21 protein-coding genes and 1 tRNA gene are annotated in these 26,339 nt (G+C 53.1%); 7 read left to right on the forward strand and 15 right to left on the reverse strand.

All coding sequences use genetic code 11. From position 1 onward, the window contains the following. Positions 1 to 84: 84 nt before the first annotated feature. Positions 85 to 2,133 carry a DNA topoisomerase 3 gene (locus tag G604_RS0109340; RefSeq protein WP_028910324.1) on the forward strand — a complete coding sequence of 683 codons (2,049 nt, stop codon included), beginning with the start codon at positions 85 to 87 and terminating at the stop codon, positions 2,131 to 2,133. A 76-nt stretch (positions 2,134 to 2,209) separates the two neighbouring features. Continuing rightward, on the forward strand, positions 2,210 to 2,938 hold the full coding sequence (gene fabG, locus G604_RS0109345) for a 3-oxoacyl-ACP reductase FabG (RefSeq protein ID WP_028910325.1): 729 nt from the start codon (positions 2,210 to 2,212) through the stop codon (positions 2,936 to 2,938). 69 nt (positions 2,939 to 3,007) lie between these two features. On the opposite strand, the gene G604_RS0109350 is transcribed toward fabG, so the two are convergent. The 7 genes from G604_RS0109350 to G604_RS14815 all read right to left on the reverse strand — a co-directional run bounded on the left by G604_RS0109350 (position 3,008) and on the right by G604_RS14815 (position 11,375). Continuing rightward, positions 3,008 to 3,595 (reverse strand): LolA family protein, encoded by a 588-nt coding sequence (locus G604_RS0109350; protein WP_155941911.1) that lies wholly within the window; start codon positions 3,593 to 3,595, stop codon positions 3,008 to 3,010. Positions 3,596 to 3,685: 90 nt separating this feature from the next. Continuing rightward, entirely contained in the window at positions 3,686 to 5,176 is a 1,491-nt protein-coding gene (locus G604_RS0109355; protein ID WP_028910327.1) for a phytoene desaturase family protein, read from the reverse strand. Then, a complete protein-coding gene (locus G604_RS0109360) occupies positions 5,161 to 7,644 on the reverse strand; it encodes an MMPL family transporter (protein ID WP_028910328.1) in 2,484 nt (827 codons plus the stop codon). Before G604_RS0109360 ends, G604_RS0109355 begins: the two co-directional genes overlap by 16 nt. A gap of 125 nt (positions 7,645 to 7,769) precedes the next feature. Further along, entirely contained in the window at positions 7,770 to 8,012 is a 243-nt protein-coding gene (locus G604_RS0109365; RefSeq protein ID WP_028910329.1) for an acyl carrier protein, read from the reverse strand. 35 nt (positions 8,013 to 8,047) lie between these two features. After that, positions 8,048 to 9,268, reverse strand: coding sequence for a beta-ketoacyl-[acyl-carrier-protein] synthase family protein (locus tag G604_RS0109370; protein ID WP_028910330.1), 1,221 nt, complete (start codon positions 9,266 to 9,268; stop codon positions 8,048 to 8,050). 70 nt (positions 9,269 to 9,338) lie between these two features. Beyond that, positions 9,339 to 10,472, reverse strand: a complete 1,134-nt coding sequence (locus G604_RS0109375; protein WP_028910331.1) for a hypothetical protein — start codon at positions 10,470 to 10,472, stop codon at positions 9,339 to 9,341. A gap of 27 nt (positions 10,473 to 10,499) precedes the next feature. Beyond that, a complete protein-coding gene (locus G604_RS14815; protein WP_028910332.1) occupies positions 10,500 to 11,375 on the reverse strand; it encodes a helix-turn-helix domain-containing protein in 876 nt (291 codons plus the stop codon). Positions 11,376 to 11,633: 258 nt separating this feature from the next. Here G604_RS14815 and G604_RS0109385 point away from each other — a divergent pair, with 258 nt between their 5' ends. From G604_RS0109385 to G604_RS0109405, 5 genes are all read left to right on the forward strand, one after another. Next, positions 11,634 to 14,168, forward strand: coding sequence for a DUF5686 and carboxypeptidase-like regulatory domain-containing protein (locus tag G604_RS0109385; RefSeq protein ID WP_028910333.1), 2,535 nt, complete (start codon positions 11,634 to 11,636; stop codon positions 14,166 to 14,168). Positions 14,169 to 14,350: 182 nt separating this feature from the next. After that, complete coding sequence (locus G604_RS0109390) at positions 14,351 to 16,345, forward strand: OmpA family protein (RefSeq protein ID WP_231376122.1); 1,995 nt, start codon at positions 14,351 to 14,353, stop codon at positions 16,343 to 16,345. A gap of 224 nt (positions 16,346 to 16,569) precedes the next feature. Further along, positions 16,570 to 17,820: a methyltransferase RsmF C-terminal domain-like protein gene (locus G604_RS0109395; RefSeq protein ID WP_036905209.1), complete on the forward strand. Its 1,251-nt coding sequence runs from the start codon at positions 16,570 to 16,572 to the stop codon at positions 17,818 to 17,820. Continuing rightward, positions 17,796 to 18,590 (forward strand): thymidylate synthase, encoded by a 795-nt coding sequence (locus G604_RS0109400; protein ID WP_028910336.1) that lies wholly within the window; start codon positions 17,796 to 17,798, stop codon positions 18,588 to 18,590. The genes G604_RS0109395 and G604_RS0109400 overlap by 25 nt, the downstream gene beginning before the upstream one ends. A 9-nt stretch (positions 18,591 to 18,599) precedes the next feature. Then, positions 18,600 to 19,085, forward strand: coding sequence for a dihydrofolate reductase (locus tag G604_RS0109405; RefSeq protein ID WP_028910337.1), 486 nt, complete (start codon positions 18,600 to 18,602; stop codon positions 19,083 to 19,085). Positions 19,086 to 19,192: 107 nt separating this feature from the next. On the opposite strand, the gene G604_RS0109410 is transcribed toward G604_RS0109405, so the two are convergent. From G604_RS0109410 to G604_RS0109445, 8 genes are all read right to left on the reverse strand, one after another. Continuing rightward, positions 19,193 to 21,034 (reverse strand): hypothetical protein, encoded by a 1,842-nt coding sequence (locus tag G604_RS0109410; RefSeq protein WP_028910338.1) that lies wholly within the window; start codon positions 21,032 to 21,034, stop codon positions 19,193 to 19,195. Positions 21,035 to 21,121: 87 nt separating this feature from the next. Continuing rightward, entirely contained in the window at positions 21,122 to 22,915 is a 1,794-nt protein-coding gene (locus tag G604_RS0109415; protein ID WP_155941912.1) for a hypothetical protein, read from the reverse strand. A gap of 218 nt (positions 22,916 to 23,133) precedes the next feature. Further along, the gene (locus tag G604_RS0109420; protein ID WP_028910340.1) at positions 23,134 to 23,631 is read right to left on the reverse strand and encodes an Lrp/AsnC family transcriptional regulator; all 498 of its coding nucleotides are present in this window, start codon (positions 23,629 to 23,631) and stop codon (positions 23,134 to 23,136) included. A gap of 109 nt (positions 23,632 to 23,740) precedes the next feature. After that, complete coding sequence (locus tag G604_RS0109425) at positions 23,741 to 24,208, reverse strand: ExbD/TolR family protein (protein WP_028910341.1); 468 nt, start codon at positions 24,206 to 24,208, stop codon at positions 23,741 to 23,743. Beyond that, positions 24,208 to 24,756, reverse strand: coding sequence for an ExbD/TolR family protein (locus G604_RS0109430; protein ID WP_028910342.1), 549 nt, complete (start codon positions 24,754 to 24,756; stop codon positions 24,208 to 24,210). Before G604_RS0109430 ends, G604_RS0109425 begins: the two co-directional genes overlap by 1 nt. Next, positions 24,750 to 25,283, reverse strand: coding sequence for a hypothetical protein (locus G604_RS0109435; RefSeq protein ID WP_051220344.1), 534 nt, complete (start codon positions 25,281 to 25,283; stop codon positions 24,750 to 24,752). The genes G604_RS0109430 and G604_RS0109435 overlap by 7 nt, the downstream gene beginning before the upstream one ends. A gap of 14 nt (positions 25,284 to 25,297) precedes the next feature. Continuing rightward, on the reverse strand, positions 25,298 to 26,029 hold the full coding sequence (locus G604_RS14095) for a MotA/TolQ/ExbB proton channel family protein (protein ID WP_081657735.1): 732 nt from the start codon (positions 26,027 to 26,029) through the stop codon (positions 25,298 to 25,300). 196 nt (positions 26,030 to 26,225) lie between these two features. Further along, positions 26,226 to 26,313, reverse strand: a tRNA-Ser gene (locus tag G604_RS0109445). Positions 26,314 to 26,339: the final 26 nt, after the last annotated feature.

The following is a 26,339-nucleotide window of genomic DNA, read 5'->3' on the forward strand; positions in this document are numbered from 1 at the left end:
AGAAAATATTTTAGAAGACCATCATGAGAAGTAAAAATTTTCAATTTTTTTTTGTACTTTTGCCTACTGAAAGAAAAAATTAGTATGATCGTTTGTATAGCAGAGAAACCCAGTGTGGCCAAGGACATCGCCAAGATCCTCGGAGCCAACACCGCCCACGAGGGATATATGGAGGGCAACGGCTATCAGGTGACCTGGACCTTCGGACATCTGTGCGAGCTCAAGGAGCCTGATGACTACAGTCCGCTATGGAAGCGGTGGAGCCTCAGCGCCCTGCCGATGATCCCGCAACGCTTCGGCATCAAACTCATCCCCGACGACGGCATCAAGCGCCAGTTTTCCATCATCGAGAAACTATACAGTAAGGCTGACGAGATCGTCAACTGCGGTGATGCTGGACAGGAAGGTGAGCTCATCCAGCGCTGGGTGATGCTCAAAGCCCATGTCCACTGTCCCGTGAAACGGCTGTGGATCTCTTCCATGACCGACGAGGCAATCCGTGAGGGCTTCCAGACGCTGAAAGACGAGAAAAACTATCAGAGTCTTTATCTCGCCGGTCTCAGCCGTGCCATCGGCGACTGGATCCTCGGCATGAACGCCACGCGTCTCTACACCCTCAAATACGGTCAGAACAAACAGGTGCTCTCCATCGGACGTGTACAGACGCCGACGCTGGCCCTCATCGTCAACCGTCAGAAAGAGATTGACAACTTCAAGCCCGAGCCTTACTGGGTCCTCGCCACCATCTACCGCGGCGTTCAGTTCACGGCCACGAGTGGTAAATTCACGAGTAAGGAAGAGGGCGAGGCAGCGTTCAAGACCATTGAGGGCAAGCCGTTCACGGTGACGAAGGTAGAGAAGAAAAAGGGTACGGAAGCTCCGCCCCATCTCTATGATCTCACATCGCTGCAGGTGGAATGTAACAAGAAGTTCGGTTATAGTGCCGAGCTCACGCTGAATACCGTGCAGAGTCTTTATGAGAAGAAGGTGACGACCTATCCGCGTGTCGACACCCAGTATCTCAGTGATGATATCTATCCCAAATGTCCGCAGATCCTCAATGGCCTCTCACAGAGTAAGATCAACTCCCAACAGGTCTATCTCGAACCCATCAAGACGTTGACATCGCTGAATCCAAAGTTGCCGAAGAGCAAGAAGGTCTTCGACACCTCGAAGGTCACCGATCACCACGCCATCATCCCCACAGGACAGCCGGCACACGGACTGACGGACATCGAACAGCATGTCTACGACCTCATCGCACGCCGCTTTATCTGTGTCTTCTATCCCGACTGTAAGTATGCCACGACGACGGTCCTCGGAGAAGTCGTCGGCAATCCTGATGAGAAAGGGAAGGAGAAGAAGGTGGAGTTCAAGGTCAGCGGAAAGGAGATTCTCGATCCCGGCTGGCGCGTGATCTATCAGAAAGACACGAAGGCGGAGGATTCCTCCGACAATGACGAGAATAAGAAAGGCGATGAGGAGAGCACGCTGCCCGCTTTTGTCAAAGGCGAGAGCGGTCCCCATAAGCCTACGCTGACGGAGAAGATGACGACGCCACCGAAATACTATACTGAGGCCACGCTCCTGCGTGCCATGGAGACCGCCGGTAAGTTTGTCGAGGACGAGGAGCTCCGTGCCGCGTTGAAACAGAATGGTATCGGACGACCGTCCTCGCGTGCGGGCATCATCGAGACGCTCTTCAAACGCCATTATATCCGCCGGCAGCGCAAGAACCTCATGGCGACACCTACGGGTATCGAACTTATCGACACCATTCATGAGGAACTGTTGAAGAGTTGTGAACTGACCGGTATCTGGGAGAAAAAGCTCCGGGATATCGAGGCGAAGAAATATGATCCTGCTGACTTTATCAACGGACTGAAGGATCAGATCAATAAGATCGTCAATGATGTCCTCGCCGACAACAGCAAGCGTTCCATCGTCATCACGAAGAGTGACAGCAAGCCCACGAAGAAAGAGCTCGAACATCCCTCCGACGACCTCGTCGGCAAGCTCTGTCCGAAATGTGGCCGTGGTGTCATCATCAAGGGACATACCGCTTACGGCTGCAGCAACTGGAAGAATGGCTGTGACTTCCGCATCGACTTCCCACAGAAACAGAAAGAATAAATGGATAATCCTATAGCGTTCTATCGTGAGCTATTGTGAGCTATAAAAACTAGAAAAACTATAAAAACTAAGAAATATGAAGTATGCATTAGTGACAGGTGGCAGCCGTGGCCTCGGCCGTGCCGCCTGTGTGAAACTGGCCAAGATGGGATATCATATCCTTATCAATTTCGCCAGCAAGAGTGACGAGGCAGAGAAGACACTCGCCCTCGTACGAGAGGCCGGACAGGACGGAGAACTTATGAAGTTCGATGTCAGCGATGCGAAAGCCGTCACAGAAGCTATCGAAGGGTGGCAGAAAGCCCATGAGGATGATTATATCGCCGTATTGGTGAACAATGCCGGCATCCGCCGTGACAACCTCCTGGCCCTCATGCCCGAGGAAGACTGGCACCGCGTCCTCGACATCACCCTCAACGGCTTCTATAATGTCACGCGCCTCGTCCTCCCTTCCATGCAGTATCATAAGTTCGGCCGTATCATCAACACGGCCAGTGTCAGTGGACTCAAGGGACTGCCCGGACAGACGAACTACAGTGCCGCCAAAGGCGGTATCATCGCCGCCACGAAAGCGCTGGCCCAAGAGGTTGCCCGCCGCAACATCACCGTCAACGCCGTAGCGCCGGGATTCATCCACACGGATATGACGGAAGGTCTCGACGAGAAGAGCCTGAAGCAGATGATCCCCGCCCGCCGTTTCGGTGAGCCAGAAGAGGTCGCTGCCGCCATCGGCTTCCTCGCCTCCGAAGAAGCCAGCTACATCACCGGCAATGTCATCTCCATCAACGGTGGTCTGTATACCTAAAGCCTCACAAAAAGTAGGTGGCCGCCATGTTGCGGCCACCTACAAAAGGATTAAGAACTAATACAGGCTTTAGAATCTGAAGTTCGTGAAAATATACTCCACGTAATTTCCTTGTTTCTGATTCATACGGAGCGTCTTCAAGGCAGACGTACGCTCATCGATCGTCATGGAGAAAGAGGTGAAGAGCTGGTGCTTCATCTTTGCACCACCCTGCGCCATCGGTACGATATTGATCACCACCAGATTGCCGAGGCGCTTGACGGATGTGCCGGGGAGATTGTCAACATTCACGCCATTCTTGCCACCCGTGAGGATAGCCTCAAAGACTTTCTGGAAGGTCGTGAACTGTGCGTTCGTCGTGCTGCTCGTCTTGAACGAACGGCCGTTGAGCTTCATCGTGAAGTTGCTGCCATTCATGATCAGCGCGTCCTTACCGCCATTGACGGAGATGACAACCTGTGAGGGCTTGTGCATCGTCAGCGTGCCCGTAGACGTCTGGTTCTTAGCCAGTGCCTTCTTGTGAACAATACGAGTGCATACGGCAGAAGCACTGTTTGCCGTTCTGTACCTGCTGACAGCCTTGAGGAAGTCAGCCTCCTGTGCCATGCCCATGATGGATACCATCAGGGTCAGGCAAATCAACAACCATCTTTTCATTTCTTTTCTTTTGATTATTTCTTGTTATACTCTATTTTTACACCTTATTATATATAGCGGGTGCGTGGCCGCAACATGGCGGCCACCTACTTACAACCATTTGGGGAGGACCTGCTCACAGAGATTCAGCGCCGTCATCGTCACACCCTCTACGCCGTGAAGCATCAGGCTCTGTCCCGTGAGGAAGAGATTACGGATGGGACTCTGCGCGGAGACCATCGCATACAACGGTTGATGATAATCCTTGCGCAAGCCGAAAGCACTGCCGAAAGGTGTTTGGTCATAGTCACGCCAGGTAAGTGGCGTACTGACATAGCGTTCCTCCACCATTTCACGGAGTCCGGGGATCACCGTCTCCGCCAGAGCGATACAGTGATTGGCTGCTTTCTCTTTCATGGACAGATAGTCCGCACCGCGCCGTCCCGTCGTCGTCTCCGACCAAGCCTTCACATCCTCCCACGGCATGGGAGTAAGCAGGTCCAGTTGACGGGCATAACCCATGTGGCCTTTCTCCACTTGGCCATCGGTGGCTACGGTCAGGTCTTCGGGCACACGACAAGAGATCATCAAGCCCTTGATGTCATCGACTCGGTTTTCTTCCGCATAGTCCCACACATCCGTGGTACGGTAGACATAACGGTTATCATTGAAATACGGCAACTGCCCGTCTTTGAGTTTCAAAGAAACCGTCAGCATACCCATCGTATTCGGCTGCGTTGCCATACGGCGGAAGAACATACCGCCGCGTCCGATCTTCTCCTTGAACATCCCTTGTAACAGAGCGGGATGGATGTCACTGATAAACAGCGATCCCTCATAGACAGAGCCATCACTACAACGGGCGGCCACGACCTGATGATCACGGACGACGAGCTCTTCCACTTCTTTCCGTCGGAGCACCTCTCCCCCATCCTTCTCTATCATGGTGACAAGGCGGTCCACCAGTGTGTTGCCCCCGCCCTTCAGCCGCCAGGAACTGGCAATGAAACTGCTGTTGCTATGGGCGAAGTTGAACAGGGGCAGCGTGTCCCTCCGCAACTCCATCTTCTGTGAGGAGGCGCCGAGGACCTGAATCAACCGCTCATCATGGATAATGGAATGAAGATAATCCCAGGCACCAACAGCGACAGAGTCGGGGAATGTCATCGTCTGTCCGTTCAGCCACTGCAGCGTGTGTTCATTAATCTCCTGCAACTGATCCACATAGGCCTGCAGACCCGCACGCTCGGAAGGAAACTTCTCCGCGAGGGTATTCACAAAGGCATCGTATCCCTCCGCATAACGGTATTCCTCTCCGCCAATGGTGATCCGGTCAAAGCCGTCAGCATCGAGACGTACCCAGGGAAGATCACGGAGTCCGATCTTTCGGAAGGCCGTATCAAGGATCTGTCCCTCACCGAGTCCGCCGACATAATGCAGACCCGTATCGTAGTCATTCCTTCCCCGGCGATAGCTCTGCAGACAACCGCCGGCCTGCCGCTGTCGTTCCAGTACCGTGACTTTCAAGCCCTGACGGGCGAGGAGTGTCGCTGTGACGAGGCCGCCAAGACCGGAGCCGATGATAATTACTTTTTGATCCATAATCTGTAGATGGCCGGTTGAAGGACATAAGAGAGGATAACGGCAGAGAGCAGACCGACGAGTGTCGAGAAGCCCACACTTCTGATGGCCGGATGGGTGGCCAACAGCATAGAGCCAAGGGTGATGACGAGGATAGCGGCAGAGAAGAAGATGGCTGTCTTGTGATAAGCCAGGAGCTTACTGCCGTCACCGCCGTCAACGAGGCCACTCATGACGAAGATACTGTAGTCCACACCGATACCGAAGATAAAGGTGGAGATGATGATGTTCACGAGGTTGAACTTCATACCGAAGATCGCCATAGCACCAAGGACGACGATCCAAGAGAGGATGATCGGCATAAAGCCAAGCAATGACAACTTGACATTCCCCTTGAAACTCAATAGTAGGACAACGAAGACGAAGGCCATGGAGATCCACTGCAGGACGTTGAAGTCACTGTTGAGCATCTTCAGGTTGTCCGTCGTATAATAATAGGTATCGAGCACCATCTGGTGGGGCTTCGACGCCACGGCATCACAGATACGGCTATAGTCGCTGTGGTCACTGCGGATACTGTCGTTCTTACACCTTACTGACGTATAGCAGAGGTAATCACCGCCATAGCTGCGTTCCATGAGGGTGGAGAGATAACCCTCGGGAATGATATCGGCCTTATAAAGAGGATCTGCCGTCGCCTTCTGTTGGAAACTGTCGAAGAAGGTGTCGAAGGCATCCGTCGTCAGACCGGCCTGCGGTGCCGTGGCAGCAATGAGCGAACGGACCTTCTGCAGACGCTGCGGTGTCCAGAACGCATACCACGCACGGATACGTTCCTTCTGCACCTTCAGCGGAACGAAGACCTTCTCCGTATGCGTGTAACTCTTCACAAGACCGATGCGCTGCAGTGAGTCAAGCTGATGAGAGAGGGCGCCGAAATTCTCAATCGCCTCCTCCATCGTCTTTCCCGTAGACGCGAAATATTTCGTCTTGTCGCCCGTATACGTCTTGTTCTCCAACAGATTCTCCGAATAGCTCACCTCCGGATCATTATAACCCAGATCATGCATATCGGCATCAAACTGCGTACCGCCGTTGACCAGGAAGGCAACGAGACAGATGACGACGATGGCACTCACCGTGATGATCAGTGGGCGCTTGCGGTCATAGGGATAGTCATTGATCTTCTCAATAAAGTTGAAAGCCTTACGATTGACCTTGTTGTTCTTCGGATTGAGGAACTGCGGCAGGAAAATAAGAGAGAATGCCGTCGTACCGATGATGGAGAAGGTGGCAAAGAGGCCGAAGTCCTGCAACAGGTCCGTCTTGACGAAGACGAGGCCGAGGAAAGAACCGACGGTGGTGACACATCCCAGACAGACGGGCTTCACCTCTTCACGCAGCACCTGTTCCACATCAGAGACATATTTGAAATGGGTGAGGACATGGAGCACATAACTCATCGACACGCCGAGGATGACGGCGCCGATGCCGAGGGCCAGCAGCGAGAACTCTCCACGGATGACATCCATCAATGCCAATCCGAAGAGGGCACCGAAGGCCACGGGGAGGAAGAGCAGCGGCAGCGTGTTGCCATTGCGGAAGCAGAACCAGATGAGGATCATCGCCACGATCAGCGAACCGAAGACCGTCGTCGTGAGGTCGTGCTTGATTGTCGTGGAATTGTAATAACCGCTGGCGGGCGTGCCGTGATAGCAGATCTTGATATCTGGATGCGTCTTCTGATACTTCTTGATCTGGTCGTTCAACTCCTCAAAGAGTTTCGAGCCCTGGCCCGTATTCGTCGCCGAGAAGTGCGGGGTGATGAAGGCGAGACAGACCGTACCGTCCTTGACAAAGATATGATCGTCCTGAATCTTATAACTTCCGCTGCCCCCGGAGATCAGCGGCGCATAATCCTTCTGCAGCACATTGCGCATGCCGATAGGATCCATGGAGATAAGTTCGGGATACATATCGCCGATCTCCGAACCGAAGTCCTCAGCATTCTGCTGCATCTGCTTCTGGAAATGAGCCGGCGTGAGCAGACTGTCGATACTGCTGTAGAGTGTCGTATCAATATAGGCCGGCAGATGAGCCGAGAGATAGTCGATGCCCTCACCCATGATATCCTCCGGAATGGCGGAGAAGATATTGTCGATGGCCTTCTGGTCCTTCCCGCCCTTAGCGTCTACCTTCTCGAGGTCAGCGACGAAGGCGTCACAGACGGGCGCCAGCTGGTCCATGGCTTTCTTGTTCTTCGCCTGGAAGAGCAGGAAAGTCTTGTCCTTGATACGCAGGTCGGCGAAGGCCAGTTTCACCGAGCCGTCGGCATTACGGGATGCCGGCATCAGTTTGTTGAGATCTTCCTCGAGATGGATACGGGAGGCAAAGAAGCCGAAGACGACGAAGAGGCCGATCATCGTTGTCCAGAAGACGGCACGATGAGCCTGAAAATAGCGATAGATACGGATGCAGAGTTCTGTCATGACGGATATCTCAAAGAAAAAACAAAATTATTTCGGCCGCAGCTGTGGGCCAGTTGTTGGTCAGCATAAAAAAGGATGCCCCAATAAACAGATAGCCTGGAAAAACTCCAGGCTATCTGTTTTGTTTATCCCTGATGACTCTCGATATAATCGTAGAGATTCTTGAAAGTCTGGATCTTCGGCAGATCAGCGATAGGGATCTGTACCTTGAACTCCTGCTGAACCATAGCGACGAGGTCGACGAGGTTCAGACTGTCGAGTTCGAGCGTCTCCTTGATATTGGCATCGGGAGTGATATCACTCTCTTCTACTTCGAATTCATCTGCCATAGCAGAATTGATCTTCTTGATGATTTCTTCGCGTGTCATAATAATAATGTATATAATGAATGTATAATTTGATTTTACAGGTCCTTCACCACAAGGCTGGAGTTCGTGCCACCGAAGCCGAAAGAGTTGGAGAGGAACATGTTGAACTTCGTCTCAACGGTCTCGGGGATGATGTTGATGCAATTGGTGTGCTCGTCGGCATTCTCGAAGTTGAGGTTACCGGCGATGAAGCCGTTCTTCATCATCAGCATCGTGTAGACCATCTCACTGGCACCGGCCATCCACATCTCGTGGCCCGTCTGTCCCTTTGTAGATGTCACCGGCACCTTATAGTCGCCGAAGACACGGGCGATAGCCTCTGCCTCACGACCGTCACCGGCGCGCGTAGAGGTGGCATGTGCATTGACATAACCGATCTCACGGGGATCAACACCGGCGTGCTCAATAGCGAGCTGCAGACTGCGGGCCGGTCCCTCGACGTTCGGCGTGGAGATATGAGCACCATTGCCGGAGAAGCCCCAGCCGAGGACCTCACCGAGGATCGGCGCGCCACGCTTAACGGCACTCTCGTAACTTTCGAGGATAACGGTAGCAGCGCCGCCACCGGGGACGAGACCATCACGGTCACGGTCGAACGGACGGCTGGCATGCTTCGGGTCATCATTGCGCTTGGAGAAAGCGTTGATACCGTCGAAGCTGGCCACACAATACATATTGTTCTCCTGGGCACCGCCACAGATAACGGTATCCTGCAGACCGTCCTTGATGAGCAGATAGCCGAGACCGATGGACTGGCTACCGCTGGCGCAGGCAGCGCTGGCCGTGAGGTTGATACCCTTCAGATGGAAGAGGCAGGCGAGGTTCATCGTCACCGTCGAGTTCATCGACTGGAAGATAGCGCCGGAGCCACAGGCGAGGGTGTTGCCGAGATTACGGAACTTGTCGAGGGCATCCATCGTAGCCTCAGCGACAGAGTCATTACCGTAGATCAGACCGACCTCATGGGCATCGAGATAATCCTGGTCCATCTTCGCGTTCTCCAGTGCCTGACGCGTAGCCATATAAGCGTACTGTGCCTCCTCGGGCATGAACTTACGCATGTTACGGTCGACATACGGTTTGAGATTAGGCTTGGGAACATCGGTGCAGAGGGCGGAGAGGAAACCGGCATCCTTACGCTCCTGACTGAAAATGACGCCACACTTACCCTGATACAGGGCATCACGAACTTCATCGAGTGTAGTACCCAGACAACTCCAGATACCCATACCCGTGATTACTACTCTATTTGACATTGTTTTATATTTTATTTTTATTCGTTTTCATCCGATAATCAAGACAAGCGGAACATGATAAATCATGTCCCTACAGCACCTTTTTCCAGCAGCGGCGGCGCATGACGAGCTCGGGGTTGAGATATTTCCACTGCGAGAGCTCCTTGACATTCGTCTCTAACTGCGGGCCCGTGATGGCATACTTATAGCCGAGGGCGTTATAGGTCTTGATGAGCTCGAGGAAGACCAGTGAGGTCAGGCCGATGCCCTGCAATTCCGGCTTCACACCGATAAGCAACATCTCCACGGTGTCCTCATGCTTCCATTTCAGCGCTTTCAGCAGATGGAACCAGCCAAAGGGCCAGACGCGTCCCTTGGCCTTGCGCAGGGCATGCGACAGACTGCCCATGGTGATGGCCAGACAGACGATGTTGTCATTCTCGTCAACGACGACGGGCATCATCCGCATGTCCAGCAGCGGCAGATAGGCACTGATGAAATGCTGGGCCTGCTCCCGCGTGAAGGCCGAGAAGCCATAGAGCGGCGCATACGCCTCATTGAGGAGATCGAACACTTTCTTGCCCCAGCCATCGTTGACCTCAGCGGCCGTGAGATAGCGCACATGGACTTTCAGCATCTTCTTCACGATACCGGCCGTCTTGATATAGCGTGGCGGCAGTTCCTTGGGAATATTCAGATGGATACTCAGCCAGTCGACGGCCTTCTCATAGCCGAGCTGTTCCATGTGGCGGGGATAATAGTCCGCATTATAATACATGGACATCGAACCGAGCATGTCGAAGTTCTCCACCAGCATACCTTCTTTGTCGAAGTCAGTAGCGCCGAGCGGTCCCTGGATATTATCCAGTCCCTGCTCACGGCCCCATTCACTGACCGCGTTGAGGAGCGCCTTGGAGACTTCGAGGTCATCGATGAAGTCGAAGATACCAAACCTCACGGTATGGGTCTTCCATTTCTTGTTAGCCCTGTGGTTGACGATGCCGAGGATCCGCCCCACCATCTCGTTGCCGCGGTAAGCGCCGAAACCCTGAATGACGACAGCCTCATCGCCATCAGCCGCTTTCGGCTTGAAGAGCGCCTGGAGATCACCCTCAATATCGGGCACCCAACAAGTGTTGTCCTTATAGAGGTGATTGCCGAAATGGGCAAAATCGCGGATCTCCTTTTTCGTTTGGATCGGACGGATGTCCAACTGATTATTCATTATCGTTTCTTACCTTATCTTATATAGTTATAGTTTCACGCTCCTGCGGTAGGCCAGCGGTGACATGCCGAAGCGGTCCTTGACGAATTTGCCGAAGAAGGAGGCATTGGGGAAGCCGAGCCTATTGGCAATCTCCTTCATCGAGCACCGTGTCCCCTTGAGGTAGTAACGGATATCCTCCATGACATAGTCCCGGATCCATTCCGATGCCGTCTTCCCACTACTGGTACGGCAGAGCATGGAGAGATATTTCGAGGTGATGCAGAGCTTGTCAGCATAATACTGTACAGAATGGTATTTAACCTCTTCCTTATCCAAGAGATCGAGGAACTTCTCAAAATAGGAATTCTGACTCAATGCTGTATGCTCCGCCTGCATCATATTCTCCAGGATACCGCAGGTCCACGACAGCAGTCCGTAGCAGATCCAGTGGAACGTACGCTCCTTAAAGATGAATTTCCGCGGGTCATTATAGACGAGCTTGGCGAGATCGTAGAACTTCTCGTAATACGGCCGGTCCTCCTGTCCGAACTCCACAACGCGGATATTCTTCACGTAAATGGCCTGATTCCATATCGATGCCTGGTCGTGGAGGAAGGCGAGGATGGTATGCGGCGACATGATGAGCGCCTTGCATTCGAAATCGGAGCTGAACAGCACATTGGAGACATAGCTGTTGGATGGGCAGATGAGCATCTGTCCACGCTCAACACGAATGGTGACATCATTGACATCCACCTGCATCTGTCCTACAATGCAGAAGATCATCACCGTCCGGTCCATTTTTAAAGGCTCCAGTTTCCCCGTAAAATTTTTGATGTTATCCGTGAATGCGATATCCGACGTGTCGTACATCACCTCATATTCCGATCCGAGTGCCTGAGCCATTACCTCGTTGTTCATTCGTCCTTGTTCTTTTTGGGTGCAAAGTTAGCCAATTTTTTCGAACAAATAGAACATTCCCTCAAAGAATTATTATATTTTTAGGCAAAAAGATGTTCTGAAAGTGCAAAAGAGGGTTGAAAACTTTTGCGGAGAAGATATTTTTCGTAATTTTGCAGCGGATTTAGGAACACAGTCCTCGGAAAAGGAGGTTAGCGCATCTCCCCCTTTTAGGACAGACAAAAAGAAATGATAATGAAAGATATAATATATATAGGTATGAGAAGACTACTATTTTTATTGCTCCTCCCGCTGGCTGTCTTGACGGCATCAGCGCAGATACAGATGCTCAAGGGACACGTCGTCGATGAAGCCGACGGCTATGGCATTCCCTACGCCTCCGTGTTCTATAAGTCGCTGAAGCTCTCCGCGACCTGCGACGGTGAGGGTTATTTTGAGATTGCCTACCATCCGGGCGTCACGCTCACGGCCTCCTGTCTGGGCTATACCAACAAGACGCTGACGCTGAGCCAGCTTCCCGACAGTATCACCATCGAGTTGAAGTCGACGGCCAAGAACCTCTCGGAGGTCGTCGTGAAGAGCAAGCGCGTCCGTTACCGCCGCAAGAACAACCCGGCCGTGGAACTCATGCGCCGTGTCATTGCCCAGAAGCGCAAGACCGATCTTGATCAGCATGACTATTATTCTTACACGAAGTATCAAAAGCTGACGTTCTCACGCGACAAGATCGACACGACGAAGACGGACAAGAAGCCCGACTGGTATCAGCACCATATCGACCAGAGCCCGTACAACGGCCAGTTCATCCTGCCCATCTCCGTCGATGAGACCATTACGAAGCAGATCTACCGCAAGGACCCGAAGAAGGAGAAGACCATCGTCGTGGCCCAGCGCGCCGCCGGCGTCAACAAGATCATCAAGACCGGCGACATCCTCAACACGATGCTGAAGGAGGTGTTCACCGACGTGAATATCTACGACAACTATATCCGTCTGTTGCAGTATCCCTTCCCCTCACCCATCGGCAGCGAGGCCATCTCGTTCTACCATTATTTCATCCAGGACACGGTGAAGGTGGACCGCGACAGCTGCTATCATGTGCTCTATTATCCCGCTAACCATCAGGACTTCGGCTTCCAAGGTGAGCTCTACATCACGAAGGACTCCGCCCTGCAGGTGAAGCGCTGCACGCTGAAGTTGCCGAAGCAGAGCGGTGTCAACTTCGTACAGAACATGAATATCATCCAGCAGTTCGACAAGCTCAGCGACGGCCAGTGGGTACTCACGCAGGATGACATGGCAGCAGAGGTCAATGTCGTCTCCATCATCCCGAACCTCCTCGTGGTGCGTAACACGCGCATGCAGGACTACTCTTTCGATCCTATCTCGAAGAAGGAGTTCCGTGGGGCAGCGGCAAAGGTCGAACAGCCAAGTGCCCGCGTGCGCAGCAGTGACTACTGGGCTTCTGCCCGTCCTATTCCCTTGACGAATGGTGAGGGCGATATGGACTATTTCACTTACCGTCTGACGAAGAGCAAGAACTTCGGCTGGGCTATCGTCGGCCTGCAGATGTTCGTGGAGAACTATATCGAGACGAGCAAGCCGGGCCATAAGAACTATTTCGACATCGGCCCGATCAACACCGTCCTCTCGTCCAACTTCGTCGACGGTGCCCGCTGGCGTCTCAGCGGCCGTACCACCGCCAACCTCAACTCACATCTGTTCTGGACGGGATGGGGAGCTTACGGTGCTGCCAGTCATCAGTGGTACTACGGCAGTAAGATCACCTACTCGTTCAACAAGAAGGAGTTGGCTGAGTTTGAATATCCTATCCGTGACATCTCCTTCGAGTCGACACGCGACCTGATGTCACCGGCCGATAAGTTCCTCGTCAACAACAAGGATAATATCTTCGAGAGCTGGCGTACGCAGACCGTCCGTCAGATGTATTTCTTCAACCGTCAGAAACTGTCGTTCAAGTATGAGTCTGAGAACGGCCTGTCGTTTGACCTCGGCATCAAGACGGAGAGCAATCAAGTGGCCGGTGATCTCCATTTCGTCCCCGTCAACAATGATCCCGAGATCTTCAAGATCCGCACGACGGAGCTGAACTTCGGCATCGACTACCATCCGAACCAGACGTATATCAACACGAAGCAGCGCCGCTGGCCTGTGAACTTCGACGCTCCGGAGATCTCCCTGACGCACAACATGGGTCTGAATCATTTCCTTGGTGGACAGTATAACTACAACATCACGGAACTCAGCCTGTACAAACGGCAGTGGCTCGGCTCCTTCGGTTACATCAACCTCAACGTCATCGGCCGCACTGAGTGGAACAAGGCGCCGTTCCCGCTCCTCCTCATGCCGCCCGTGAGCCTGAGCTATGTTGCCGATGCCAACGAGACAACGTTCAACCTCATGCGCAATATGGAGTTCATCACCGACCGTCATCTCTACTGGAGCGCCATCTGGGACCTCAATGGAAAACTCTTCAACCGTCTGCCGCTCATCAAAAAGCTGAAATGGCGTGAGCTCATCGGCTTCAAAGGTATGTGGGGACATCTCACGGATAAGAACAACCCGCTGAAGAATCCCGGCGACAACAAGCTCTTCCTGCTTCCCGAAGGCTCTTACGTCATCGGCAACCAGCCGTACATGGAGGTCCTCGTCGGTGTACACAATATCTTCAAGTTCTTCGGCGTTGATTACGTCCGTCGTCTGACTTACAATGACAACCCCGATGTCACACGCCGCTGGGGCCTGCGCTTCAACTTCATGATGTCGTTCTAATCATGTAAGGACATGATTTATCATGTTCCCCCAAACTATAATAAACCGAAAAAAATCCCGTTATCCTTGCAATAACGGGATTTTTTATGTTTACACATTTACTACATACACTCTTCAGAAAGCCCCTCTCCTTGGGAAGGATTGTTATAGGCCTCCTTTTCCTCACTTCCTGTGGCGCCGACATGAACCTGAAGAAGGGCGAGAAAGCTCTTGCCCTCGGGGAATACTTCGATGCCGCCGCACAGTTCAAGGAAGCCTACCGCAAGACGCCGCCGAAAGACCGCGACCGCCGCGGGAAGATCGCGGAAAAGATGGGTGCTGCCTACGGACGGATCAACCAAAGTCCGAAAGCCATCGCCGCCTATCGTAATGCCATCCGTTACCATCAGGCCACGACGCAGGACAGCCTTGCCTATGGCCGTCTGTTGTTGAAGAACGGCGACTACAAACAGGCCGCTGAGATTTTCACCCAACTGAAGAAGTCCATGCCCGATGATCTCCTCGTCAACAACGGCTTGGAGTCGGCGCTGAAAGCACCGGGCTGGAAACAGGCCGGCAGCCGCTATACCGTGAAGCGCATGGATATCTTCAACTCCCGCCGTGATGACTATTCACCGATGCTCCTTGGTGACGAGAGTGCCCAGCTCTTCTTCTCCTCCACACGCAATGACGCCTCGGGCAATGAGATCAGTGGCATCACGGGCACGAAAGCAGGGGATATCTTCTTCTCCCAGAAAGACGACAAAGGCAAATGGAGTCGGCCGCAGGCCCTCACGGGCGGCGTGAATACCGACTACGACGAAGGCGCCTGTGCATTCTCTCCCGACGGACGGGAGATGTATCTCACGCAATGTGTCTCCGATCCTTCGTCACCACGTTACGCAAAGATCGTCAATTCCTCACGCTCCGACGCGTCATGGGGAAAGGCGAAAGATATTGAACTCACGAAGGATACCCTCAGCGCCTTCGCCCATCCCGCTATCTCGCCCGACGGCGAGTGGCTCTATTTCACCTCCGACATGCCGGGTGGCAAGGGCGGTCTCGACATCTGGCGCGTACGCATCACCGCTGCCGGCTTCGGAGGAGTGGAGAACCTCGGCGAACCGATCAACACGCCGGGTAACGAGGAGTTCCCGACCTTCCGGCCCAACGGCGATCTCTATTTCTCCAGTGACGGTCATCCGGGCATGGGCGGCCTCGACATCTTCATCGCTACCGTGGACCCGAAGACGCATCATTATGTCCTCTCCCACCCCGGCTATCCGCTGAACTCCGAGGGCGACGACTTCGGCATGACGTTTGAAGGACCTTACAACCGTGGCTATTTCTCCTCCAACCGCCGTGACGGACGAGGCTACGACCATATCTACAGTTTCGACAACCCGGAGATCGTACAGACCATTAAGGGCTGGGTCTACGAAATGGACGGCTATGAGTTGCCTGCGGCACAGGTGTATATCGTCGGCAGCGACGGCACGAACAAGAAGGTCAGCGTGCGCAGTGACGGCAGTTTCACCCTCGTCGCCACCCCCGGAACAGACTATCTGCTGATGGCATCGTGCAAAGGCTATCTGAATCATCAGGAAGAGGTGAAGGTGGCGCAGCATGTCGACGACAGCAAGGAGTATACGCTGCAGTTTCCCTTGGCTTCCATCACCGTCCCTGTGCTCATCGACAATATCTTCTATGATTTCGACAAGGCGACCCTGCGGCCGGAGTCGGTGAAAGCCCTCGACGACCTCGTCAAACTGCTCAACGAGAATCCGAATGTCACCATTGAGCTCGGTGCCCACTGTGACTATAAGGGCAGCGATGCTTACAATAAAGCCCTCTCGCAGCGCCGTGCCGAGGCTGTCGTCCGATATCTCGTGGAGAAAGGTATCGCCCGTGACCGTCTCACGCCCGTGGGCTATGGCAAGAGCAGGCCGAAGACTGTCCGTAAGAAGCTCACGGAGAAATACCCGTGGCTGAAAGAGAATGATGTCCTCACGGCGGACTTCATCGCCAAACAGACGAAAGCGCATCAGGAGATCTGCAACCAGCTCAACCGTCGTACCGAGTTCATCGTCCTGCGCACGACCTATGGCATGTTTGACGCCAACGGTAAGCTGAAGCAACAGCCGAAGCCCAAGCCCAAGCAGGATCTCAACAGCGACGACGAGATCATCTTCGAATAACAACCCACCGTAGGGAGCGGCCCTCGTGGCCGTCCTAACCGGGAATGAATGGCCTGCCGTCGTGTGCTTGCGCTTTGCAAGCGCAAGGTTGCGCAAATGCCCACATATCCGACCTATCGGTCGGCGGGCCGCCACAAGGGACGGCCCCTGCAAGAGGATCAAAATTTTCTCCCCTCTTTCTCCTTTCTCCAAAACTTTTCGTAATTTTGCAGAAATATTCATTTATGGAAAAGTTACCCGACTCTTTTCTCTCCTATACCCGCCAACTGCTGGGCGATGAGCTCTTCGGGACCCTGCTGAGCGGTCTCGAAGCGGAGGCACCCGTGAGCATCCGGCTCAATCCCTACAAATGTCCGAAAGGCACTACCGTGGGGAATGCCGGCGGCAGAGTGCCGTGGTGTCCGGAAGGCTGGTATCTCAACGACCGCCCGACGTTCACGCTCGACCCGCTGCTCCATGCCGGACTCTACTACGTGCAGGAAGCTTCATCGATGTTCATCAGCCATATCGTCCACACGCTCGTCCATGAGCCCGTCACGGCCCTCGATCTCTGTGCCGCCCCCGGCGGAAAGACGACGTGTATGATGTCGGCCCTTCCCGACGGCAGCACACTCTTCAGTAATGAACCCATCTGCCAGCGCGCCCAGGTGCTCAGCGAGAATATCCAGAAATACGGACACCCCGCCATCACCGTGACGAACAACTACCCGAAGGACTACGGGCAGAGCGGCCTCCAATTCGACCTCATCCTCACCGATGTCCCCTGTTCCGGCGAAGGGATGTTCCGCAAGGATCCCGGTGCCATCACTGAGTGGAGTCCGGAGAAGGTCGAGGAATGCTGGCGCCTGCAGCGCTCTATCGTCGAGGATGTCTGGCCGTCGCTGAAGCCCGGCGGCATCCTGATCTATTCCACCTGTACCTTCAACGCCCATGAAGATGAGGAGAATGTGGAGTGGATCGCCCGTGAGCTCGGCGCGGAGTCCGTCACGATCCCCACGGACCCGGCGTGGAACATCACAGGCGCCCTCGTCGGCAACCGGCCGTGCTATCGCTTTCTCCCGGGCAAGACGATCGGAGAGGGGCTCTTCGTCAGTGTGCTGCGCAAGACCGGCGACACGAAACCGGCAACGGGCAGAGGGCGCGGCCTCCATGTCCTCTCACAAGGCATCCATGACGGCGTCGTGAAAGGCAAAAACCTCATCCCCGATGTTTCCATGGCCCTGTCCATCGAGAAGGACAAAGAACAATATCCTCTCGTCGATGTCGACTGGCCGACCGCCATCGCCTATCTGCGACGGGAGTCCGTCGTGCTGCCTCCGGAGACGCCGCGTGGCATCGTCCGCATCGCCTTCCGTGGACAGGACCTCGGCTTCGCGAAGAACATAGGCAACCGGGCCAATAACCTCTACCCACAGGCCTGGGCTATCAAAACGACATATATTAAAGAACCATGCAACAATATCTTGATTTACTAAACCGCATCCTCACCGAGGGTGTGAAGAAAGCCGACCGGACGGGCACGGGAACGCTGTCCGTCTTCGGCCACCAGATGCGCTTCAACCTCGCCGACGGCTTTCCGCTGCTGACGACGAAGAAGCTCCATCTGAAATCCATCATCTACGAACTGCTGTGGTTCCTCCGCGGTGACACCAATGTCCACTGGCTGCAGGAACACGGCGTGCGCATTTGGAACGAATGGGCCGATGAGAACGGCGAACTCGGGCCTGTATACGGACATCAGTGGCGCTCATGGCCAGACTACAAAGGTGGTACGATCGATCAGATCGCCAATGTCATCGAGATGATCAAGCACCACCCCGAGAGCCGCCGCATGATCGTCTCGGCGTGGAATCCCGCGGAGGTCGACGAGATGGCGCTGCCGCCGTGCCACTGCCTCTTCCAGTTCTATGTCGCCAACGGCAAACTGAGTCTGCAGCTCTACCAGCGCAGTGCCGACACGTTCCTCGGTCTGCCGTTCAACATCGCGTCCTACGCCCTGCTGTTGATGATGATGGCCCAGGTGACGGGACTTGAGGCCGGAGAGTTCATCCATACCACGGGTGACACCCATCTCTACCTCAACCACCTCGACCAGGCCCGTCTGCAGCTCACGCGTACGCCGCGCCCCCTGCCCCACATGCATCTCAACCCCGACGTGAAGAGTCTCTTCGACTTCAAATACGAGGACTTCGAACTGACGGATTATAATCCCTGGCCACATATCGACGCCAAAGTTTCCGTATAAAATCATAAAATGCGCATCAACATGATTGCTGCCGTGGCGAAAAACAACGCCATCGGCTATCAGAACAAACTCCTCTACTGGCTGCCGAACGACCTCAAACGGTTCAAGGCACTCACAACGGGACATACCATCCTCATGGGCCGTAAGACCTTCGACTCACTGCCGAAGGGTGCCCTGCCCCACCGCCGCAATGTCGTCATCAGTCATACGGTGACAGAACTGCCGGGCTGCGATGTCTACCCGTCGTTGGAGGCCGCGCTGAAAAGTTGTGGTCCCGACGAGGATGTCTATATCATCGGTGGCGCCAGCCTCTACCGTCAGGCCCTGCCGCTCGCCGACCGCCTCTGTCTGACGGAGATCGACGACACGCCCGCCGAGGCCGACGTCTTCTTCCCCGACTACCGTGAGGGGTGGCGCGAGGTGTCGCGCGAGGAGCATGACATCGACGACCGCCATCACCAGCGTTACGCCTTTGTGGACTACGAAAAGAAATAAGTTAAATAGCCCACATAAATAACGGAGATAATTTTTTATCTATTAAAGATAAAAAATTATCTCCGTTGTTTATTTCTCCATCATGCGGAACATGATCAATCATGTCCCTACTCCATCACGGCCTTGAAGGTCTTGCCATTCTCCAGTTTGATGATGTTCAGACCCTTCTGCGGCTGGGCCAGCTTACGGCCGTCGACGCTGTAGTAAGTCTTCTTCATCATGTTGGCAGGCTCGTCGTTGATCGTACGGATCGCCGTAGGAACAGAAACGGGAATCTTCACGGCATTGACGACATGACCATTGGTGGTATCGATGAGCATCGCCACCACATGCAGCTTGTCCTTATGCTGGATCAGACTGGCCTTGACGAGACTGTTGTCACCACTGACATCGAAGGTGTAAGTACTCGTTGTGGAGGCATTGGCAGCGACAGCATCGGGCAGACTGTTGGCAATATAACTCTTGCCACTCCAGCCGACAACCACGAAGTTGTAAGTCAGACCGGAAACGGTGGATTTGCCTTGTGTGAACTCCTTCATATCATCATCAGGATATTGGGAGGCATAGTCCGGGTAATAGTTATGCTGATCCCAGGAACTACCTGTTCCCGTCAGTCCGTCAGCCGTCAGCACATAAGACAACTGATACTGGCCGGCGCTCTGTGCCGCAGCAAATTTGACATTCGTCGTCACAGCAATGCTCTTGCCATCCTCAGAGAGGGCTGCCGTGGCATTCAGTTCTGCAGGCGCCAGAACATTATTGTACAGAGCATAAGTATCATCGATGTTGAAATGACCATCATAGTTGTCACCACAATAGGCATCCGTCTCATGATAACGGTCGATGAAAGCTGAGGGGAAACCATTTGAAACAGACGGATAATCCGTCGTGAACTGCATAGCGTCAGCATTATGGTAGGAGGCGCAAACGAAGTCATTGCCGTAAAGCGCATTCATGTGCTCCAGTCCTACGAAGCCACGCGGACAGAAGCCGCACCATGTTCCCGTATACTCCTCGAGCAAGGCACGCTTCTTCGTCAGAAAGTCGAAAACCTGCAGCGTAGAGGAGGCAGAGGGATCCACATCACCGTTGGCCTCACCGTTAACCTTCGTGATCTTCACGGAAGCCGTGTAATTACCGGCGGCATCCGTCGTCGGGAATGTGACGGAGAATTTTCCGCTCTTGTTATAGTGGGCCTTCACCGGTGTGGAGAAGTCATAATGCCCTTCGGCACTCTTGCCGGCAACACTGTAGGTATAATCGATGCTCTTCAAAGGCGCGGCACCTTGGTTATACACCGTATAGGACAGATCCGTCGTCTTATCCGACTGGGCATAAGTAGAAGCGGCATCAGCCGACAAAGCGGCGGCATTATAGGGTACGCCGTCGATGAGCACCTGCATGGCAAGCTCAGCACCCGTAGAAGCGGAATAGCCCTTCCACTTCAGCACGGAGCGCGTGCCATGGAAGTAGAAGTTCTCATTATTTGATCCCTGGACCACAATCACTGGTGTCTGAATGGTATCCGGTGCCGTGAAAGTATAACCGGCATAGACACCATCCTCCGTGATCGTATACGGCGTGGAGAAAGTATACTCCAACGAATCTGTCGGTGTGTACGGCTCCGAAAGGATATCAGCCTTACTGACCTTCTTACCGGCGGCATTCTTCTGCAGGGCCAATGTCTTCGTCAGGAAGACAGAGTCCTCGGTCAACGCCGTATAGTCGATTCCCTGGGGAAAATAGAGACGGACACCCGTCACCTTCTTTCCCACGAGGTTGGCATCCTTGATATGGATGGCCAGGTCATAATGTTCGGCTTTCTCCGTACCCCAGACATGCAGTGTCTCGTCACCTGAATAAGCACCATAAATGACTTGCTGGGCACTGACGTTGCCACCGGCCAACAGGGAGAGGACTGCCAACGTCAGAATTTGTTTTTTTCTCATGACAATGTGATTTTTCAAGGTCCGTCCGGTCTAAAAGGAGACCGGGCAGACATATACCTATTAAATATGAATTGATTTTTCTCTCTTTTACTTCAGAACCTTAACGGTCTTCTGACTGCCGTCGGCATACGTGATCTTCTTGATGAAGAGACCACCCTGTGCTTTGCTGACACGACGACCGGTGAGATCATAGTAAGCAACGGTGCTCTTGCCATTATTGATGACAGACTTCACACCTGCGGCTGCAGCATCGAACCAGACGACATTGGACTTGTGGGTCTCACCGCCACCAGTATAGACACTCTGCAGACCCCATTTATCAACACCATCCACATAGTAGTAAACCGTGTGGGCATCACCGTCAGCATAGAAATCCCTGCTATCCGCGAAGCTGTAAGGCACATCCGTCATATTGGCGGTAAGACCCTGATAATCATCCGTAGAGAACTCATACTTCTCTGTCGTATCATCATCGATGAAGACATTGTAGTAGAGCTTGTCGGTATTGATATAGTTGCCCTCCGTGTCCGAACTCGGAATGTTGAAAGCGATATAGCCGCCATAGGAAGTATCTAAAGCAGAATAACCCGTAAAAGAAGGATCAGCTGGCGTAGCGGCAACCTCCGTAAAGTTCTTATACAGAGGATCAGCATAAGCGCCGGCATAGTAGATCACGTCCTTGGCGGCATTGACGAGCAGAGCCTTGGTGGTATCGCTCTTGTAAACTCCCGCAGCGGCATCATACTTCAGCACGAGGGCGTCATCCTCAGTGTAAACATTTTTACCGTAAGCATCTCCGTAGTCGTCCCTACCCGTCTTTACGGTATAAGTAGCGGGGATGAACCACTCATGCTGCATCATCGAAGAGTCAGCGCCGATATACTGCTTCTTGAAGCTCCAGCTCTTGTCGGCATTGATCGTACCCGCGATATACTGCTTGGAAGCCTTGTTATACGGGTTAGCCAGATAGACGGAATCGGGCTTCGAAGCAGAAGTATAATAGAACGAGCCGACTTTCGTACGATGCTCTACACCTAAGGTATCAGGCGTGTTGTAAGAGAAGACGGCCTCATGACGGACAGTATCAGAGGGCAGCGTGGCGACGACATCGTCAGCGTCGAGCGGCTTGATGGTGATCCGGCCTGCAGAATATAGGTACCAACTACCTTTATCATCCGTCATACCGATGATCTCGTTGGGGTAGGAATAGGTCTCATAATTGCTCTGATCAGCCTGCTTCAGGACACCATTCTCAAACGTGAACTTGACATCCAGATCGCATGAATCCTCAGAGACGGAGTCGACGGCATAGTACAGACCATCAGACGTTTCCTGCATCGTCATACGTGTGGCATAGACATAGAGCGTGGTGTCGTTGCCGGCATCGGTCTGGTCCGACTCCGTGTAGATCAACTGCGGCGTATGGGCGACATAGCTGCCGTCTTTCTCCTTGCTGACCTTCAGATAGCCGGAAGAGGGGAAAGAACTGGCGAAAGGCTGGAAATAGACATCACCATTGGGTGCTACAATGTAACTGCTCAGTGCGGCATAGTCATTGCCCGCCATCAGATAACCCCAAAAAGAATAGGTGTAGAAGTCGGAGAGAACGAGATTGCTATAGGTCGTTCCCTCAGGATCGGTGACGGGAGCGAGGTCCTCATCTGCGGCATAACGACGGACAAGGGCGCGGAAAGCATTCGGACGGACATGGCGCTGGGCGATTTTCAGCCCTTCGGCCTTCTTACCTTTCAGCATACCGGCGGTGGGAGTCTTGGCAAACTTAGCCAAGCCCTGCGGCGCTGTTCTCAGTGCCTGTGCACTAACAGTGAGTGATGTGGTCAGCAACGCTGCTGACAGTACATAAGTAAAATAATTCCTCATATAAATTAAAGTTTGGTTAACTTTCAGTTGCAAAATTATGTATTTATCAGGAAAACACCAAATATTTTTTCAATTTTCTTGCAAAATAACAGAAAATAAATTAAAAAGGTAATTAGTTATCCAGGAAGCATATTAACAAGAAAACGCTGCCATTCCGTTAGAAATGACAGCGTTACGCTCGTTTTGTTTTCTTTTTGTCTTTTCTCCGTATACAAGCCTTATGCTACAGGATCGTCGACCTTGTCATCGACAACGACATCCTCAATAGGCAACTGGCGCTGGATCGGCGTGGCGAAAGAGACGATGGTCTCACTACGGGCCAAGCCCAGCGGCTGAAGCTTGTCGTGGATGATCTTCATCAGATGCTGGTTGTTCAAAGCATAGAGCTTGATGAACAGATCCATACCGCCCGTGGTACAGTGACACTCTACCACCTCGGGGATCTTCTTGAGTTTTTCTACAACCTTGTCGGAGTCACCGGGCTCCTTCAGATACAAAGAAATGTAAGCGCAAGTCTCATAACCGATCTTCTGAGGATCGAGAATGAACTGTGAGCCTTTCAGAATGCCCTGATTCGTGAGCTTCTGTATGCGCTGGTGAATAGCGGCGCCACTGACATTGCAGGCGCGGGCTACCTCCAGAAAAGGAATGCGAGCATCCTCTGCTATGAGCGAGAGAATCTTCTTGTCTAATTTGTCTAATTGATGTTGTGCCATTCTGCTTGTTAAATTTGCTGCAAAGATACAACAAAAAATTGTATAAACCAACTATTTTAATAAGAAATCTTTCAAATCGATAGCGATTTAAAATATTTTACATTTTTATTCACCGTTTTTTGCCTTCTTCGGCCGAATAATTGATCTTTAAGGCATCAGCCTGGCGGAGCTGCTGCTTCACGCCTTGGATGATGCCCATCGGCGTAGAGCGGTCGGCCTTGATCGACACCGTCATGTTCGGTGCATCATTGGCACTCATGCGGTTGCGCTCCTGACGGATATAGCTGCCGACTTCCTCCACCGTGGCATACTTATCGTTCAACTGAATGCGGCTGCTGTCACTGAGGACCTTGCCCATCGGGGAGACGGGCTTACCTATATATATATAGGAGACACAACTCTTCTTCACGAGTTTCGTCAGCTCCGTGCCCTGGGGTACTTGGTATTTCACCTTCAGCGTCTCTTTCCGCATATGCGTGACGATCATGAAAAAGAAGAGGACGGAGAAGATCAAATCCGGCAGCGAGGCCGTATTCAATCCGGGCACACGATGGCTGCGACGGGGATGGAAATTCATCATTTCGCGCCTCCTTTCTCTTCGTCCGCTGGAGACTTCTCGTCATAAGGTTCGGCGAGACGGATCGGCACGAGTTCCTGAATGAATTTGTGCTCCTGAGGACCGAGTTGATTATAAAGACGGTGATAACGGCGCTTAGCCTCAGAGTCACGCACGGCATGATAGGCCTGCATGATGGCGTTCTGCAACTGGAAATAAGCATTGTAGTCAGCCTCGGGACTGCACGTGAGTGACAACAGATGATTCGTGCCCGTCTTGGCGACGAACTCGGCGACACGCTGCTTCACGGCACTCATCGGACACGGCTTACCGGCAACGAGCAGACTGTCACCGGCCTTGAGGTCCATGACGAGGGTCTTACTCTTATCGACGACACTGAGCTGTTGCTCTTTCTGCCGGTCGGCGGGAGGAAGGAGGCGCGGCAGGCCCGTGTCCTTGTCCATATTCGTCGTGACGAGGAAGAAGATCAACAGCATGAAAGAGATGTCTGCCGTTGATGTCGTGTTCAGTTGCGGCACCTCCCGGCGGGCCTTGCGACGGATCAACATGGGCGACGCTCCTTTCTGCGACGGATATAACGCGTACTGCCATAGATCACCGTACCGACGGCGGCGAGCAACAGAATGATGGAGGTCAGGATGAACATATCACTGACTTTCAGCCACAGTGTATCCGTATACCACGCTCCGTTGATGCGCATCGGCGATGAGCCGCCGACGAGCAGCGTGAGCAACAGGCACACGCCCGTGGACGACCAAGTCCACAGACGGATCTTCCGCACGGGGATATGATTGTCAGTCCCATTGGCCTTACTGCGCTGACGCCACAACCGATAACCAGAAGCTGCAGCGACGATGATAGCGGCCACCAACAACACATCCATGAGGATCAGGACAGCATTCGTAAACAACGGATCGTTGAACGAATAGTCATCCTCGAAAGGACGGTCGTAACCGACGAGATAGAAGAGGCCGAAGATAATGACGGCGAGACCTAGCAAGCCATAGAAGACCCGCTGGGACAACCGCTCGGCAGACATCCGGCGCAGATCCTGACGATGAAAAGCAAACTTCATCTTCCCTCCTTTCTTTATTCAGCGCCTCGCTTGGCCTTGGAGATGATATCCATCAGTGTGATGGCGCTCTCCTCCATCTGACTCGTGAGGTGCTCGATCTTATTCAAGATATAATTGTAGAAGATCTGCAGGATAACGGCTACGATGATACCGAAAATCGTCGTGATCAACGCCACCTTCATTCCCGAGGCGACAATCGTCGGACTGATATCACCGGCCTGCTGGATCTGGTCGAAAGCCATGACCATACCGATCACCGTACCGAGGAAGCCCAGCGACGGCGCCATGGCGATGAACAGCGTGATCCACGAACAGCCCTTCTCCAGATTGGCGGCCTGCACGGTACCGTAGTTGCCGACACTGCGCTCGATATCATCAATACGCTCACGGATATGCAACAAGCCCTGATAACAGACGGAGGCAACAGGTCCGCGCGTATTGCGACACAGTTCCTTGGCACCCTCTATATCATTAGCTTCTACCTTTTGCTCAATATCACCCATGAATTTCTTCGCATTGATCTCCGACAGACTGAGGTAGATCATCCGCTCAATACAGAAAGCCAGACCGAGGACGAGCGTGAGGGCAACGAGGGACATGAACCCGGCATTTCCCTCGATAAACTTCGTCTTCAACTCCTGATGAAAACCCAAGCTCTCGGCATCCTGGGCCATAGCGGCTGCTGAGGAGGTCAGCAGCAGACAGACAACGGCAATGATCTTTGCAAATCCTTTTTTCTGATTCATTATCTTCTGAATATTTTCTTCTCTTTCAATTCATGCGCAAAGTTACACTAATTTCAGCAAATAAAGAAAAGAAATACTGAATTTTTTCATTCCTTTGCAGGGGCCGTCCCTTGTGGCGGCCCGCCGTCGGTACGACGGATCATTTACCCTATTGACGTAAAGAAGGGAAACCTCTTGCGAGATTTCCCTTCCAGGGCGGAAAGAGGGGGATTCGAACCCCCGAAACGCTTTAGACGTTTACACGCTTTCCAGGCGTGCCTCTTCAACCACTCGAGCATCTTTCCTTGTGCGGTTGACGTGCTTATCTTGT

The sequence above is a fragment of the Prevotella sp. AGR2160 genome (assembly GCF_000424185.1).
Taxonomy (GTDB): domain Bacteria; phylum Bacteroidota; class Bacteroidia; order Bacteroidales; family Bacteroidaceae; genus Prevotella.

Bases quoted from the DNA above. Each gene is read 5' to 3' on its own strand.
- G604_RS0109425 (WP_028910341.1), bottom strand. From the start codon at position 24,208: ATGAATTTCCATCCCCGTCGCAGCCATCGTGTGCCCGGATTGAATACG.
- G604_RS0109390 (WP_231376122.1), top strand. From the start codon at position 14,351: ATGAACCTGAAGAAGGGCGAGAAAGCTCTTGCCCTCGGGGAATACTTC.
- fabG (WP_028910325.1), top strand. From the start codon at position 2,210: ATGAAGTATGCATTAGTGACAGGTGGCAGCCGTGGCCTCGGCCGTGCC.
- G604_RS14095 (WP_081657735.1), bottom strand. From the start codon at position 26,029: ATGAATCAGAAAAAAGGATTTGCAAAGATCATTGCCGTTGTCTGTCTG.
- G604_RS0109350 (WP_155941911.1), bottom strand. From the start codon at position 3,595: ATGAAAAGATGGTTGTTGATTTGCCTGACCCTGATGGTATCCATCATG.
- G604_RS0109405 (WP_028910337.1), top strand. From the start codon at position 18,600: ATGCGCATCAACATGATTGCTGCCGTGGCGAAAAACAACGCCATCGGC.
- G604_RS0109395 (WP_036905209.1), top strand. From the start codon at position 16,570: ATGGAAAAGTTACCCGACTCTTTTCTCTCCTATACCCGCCAACTGCTG.
- G604_RS0109420 (WP_028910340.1), bottom strand. From the start codon at position 23,631: ATGGCACAACATCAATTAGACAAATTAGACAAGAAGATTCTCTCGCTC.
- G604_RS0109410 (WP_028910338.1), bottom strand. From the start codon at position 21,034: ATGAGAAAAAAACAAATTCTGACGTTGGCAGTCCTCTCCCTGTTGGCC.
- G604_RS0109355 (WP_028910327.1), bottom strand. From the start codon at position 5,176: ATGGATCAAAAAGTAATTATCATCGGCTCCGGTCTTGGCGGCCTCGTC.
- G604_RS0109435 (WP_051220344.1), bottom strand. From the start codon at position 25,283: ATGAAGTTTGCTTTTCATCGTCAGGATCTGCGCCGGATGTCTGCCGAG.
- G604_RS0109375 (WP_028910331.1), bottom strand. From the start codon at position 10,472: ATGAATAATCAGTTGGACATCCGTCCGATCCAAACGAAAAAGGAGATC.
- G604_RS0109340 (WP_028910324.1), top strand. From the start codon at position 85: ATGATCGTTTGTATAGCAGAGAAACCCAGTGTGGCCAAGGACATCGCC.
- G604_RS0109370 (WP_028910330.1), bottom strand. From the start codon at position 9,268: ATGTCAAATAGAGTAGTAATCACGGGTATGGGTATCTGGAGTTGTCTG.
- G604_RS14815 (WP_028910332.1), bottom strand. From the start codon at position 11,375: ATGAACAACGAGGTAATGGCTCAGGCACTCGGATCGGAATATGAGGTG.
- G604_RS0109415 (WP_155941912.1), bottom strand. From the start codon at position 22,915: ATGAGGAATTATTTTACTTATGTACTGTCAGCAGCGTTGCTGACCACA.
- G604_RS0109360 (WP_028910328.1), bottom strand. From the start codon at position 7,644: ATGACAGAACTCTGCATCCGTATCTATCGCTATTTTCAGGCTCATCGT.
- G604_RS0109385 (WP_028910333.1), top strand. From the start codon at position 11,634: ATGAGAAGACTACTATTTTTATTGCTCCTCCCGCTGGCTGTCTTGACG.
- G604_RS0109430 (WP_028910342.1), bottom strand. From the start codon at position 24,756: ATGTTGATCCGTCGCAAGGCCCGCCGGGAGGTGCCGCAACTGAACACG.
- G604_RS0109400 (WP_028910336.1), top strand. From the start codon at position 17,796: ATGCAACAATATCTTGATTTACTAAACCGCATCCTCACCGAGGGTGTG.
- G604_RS0109365 (WP_028910329.1), bottom strand. From the start codon at position 8,012: ATGACACGCGAAGAAATCATCAAGAAGATCAATTCTGCTATGGCAGAT.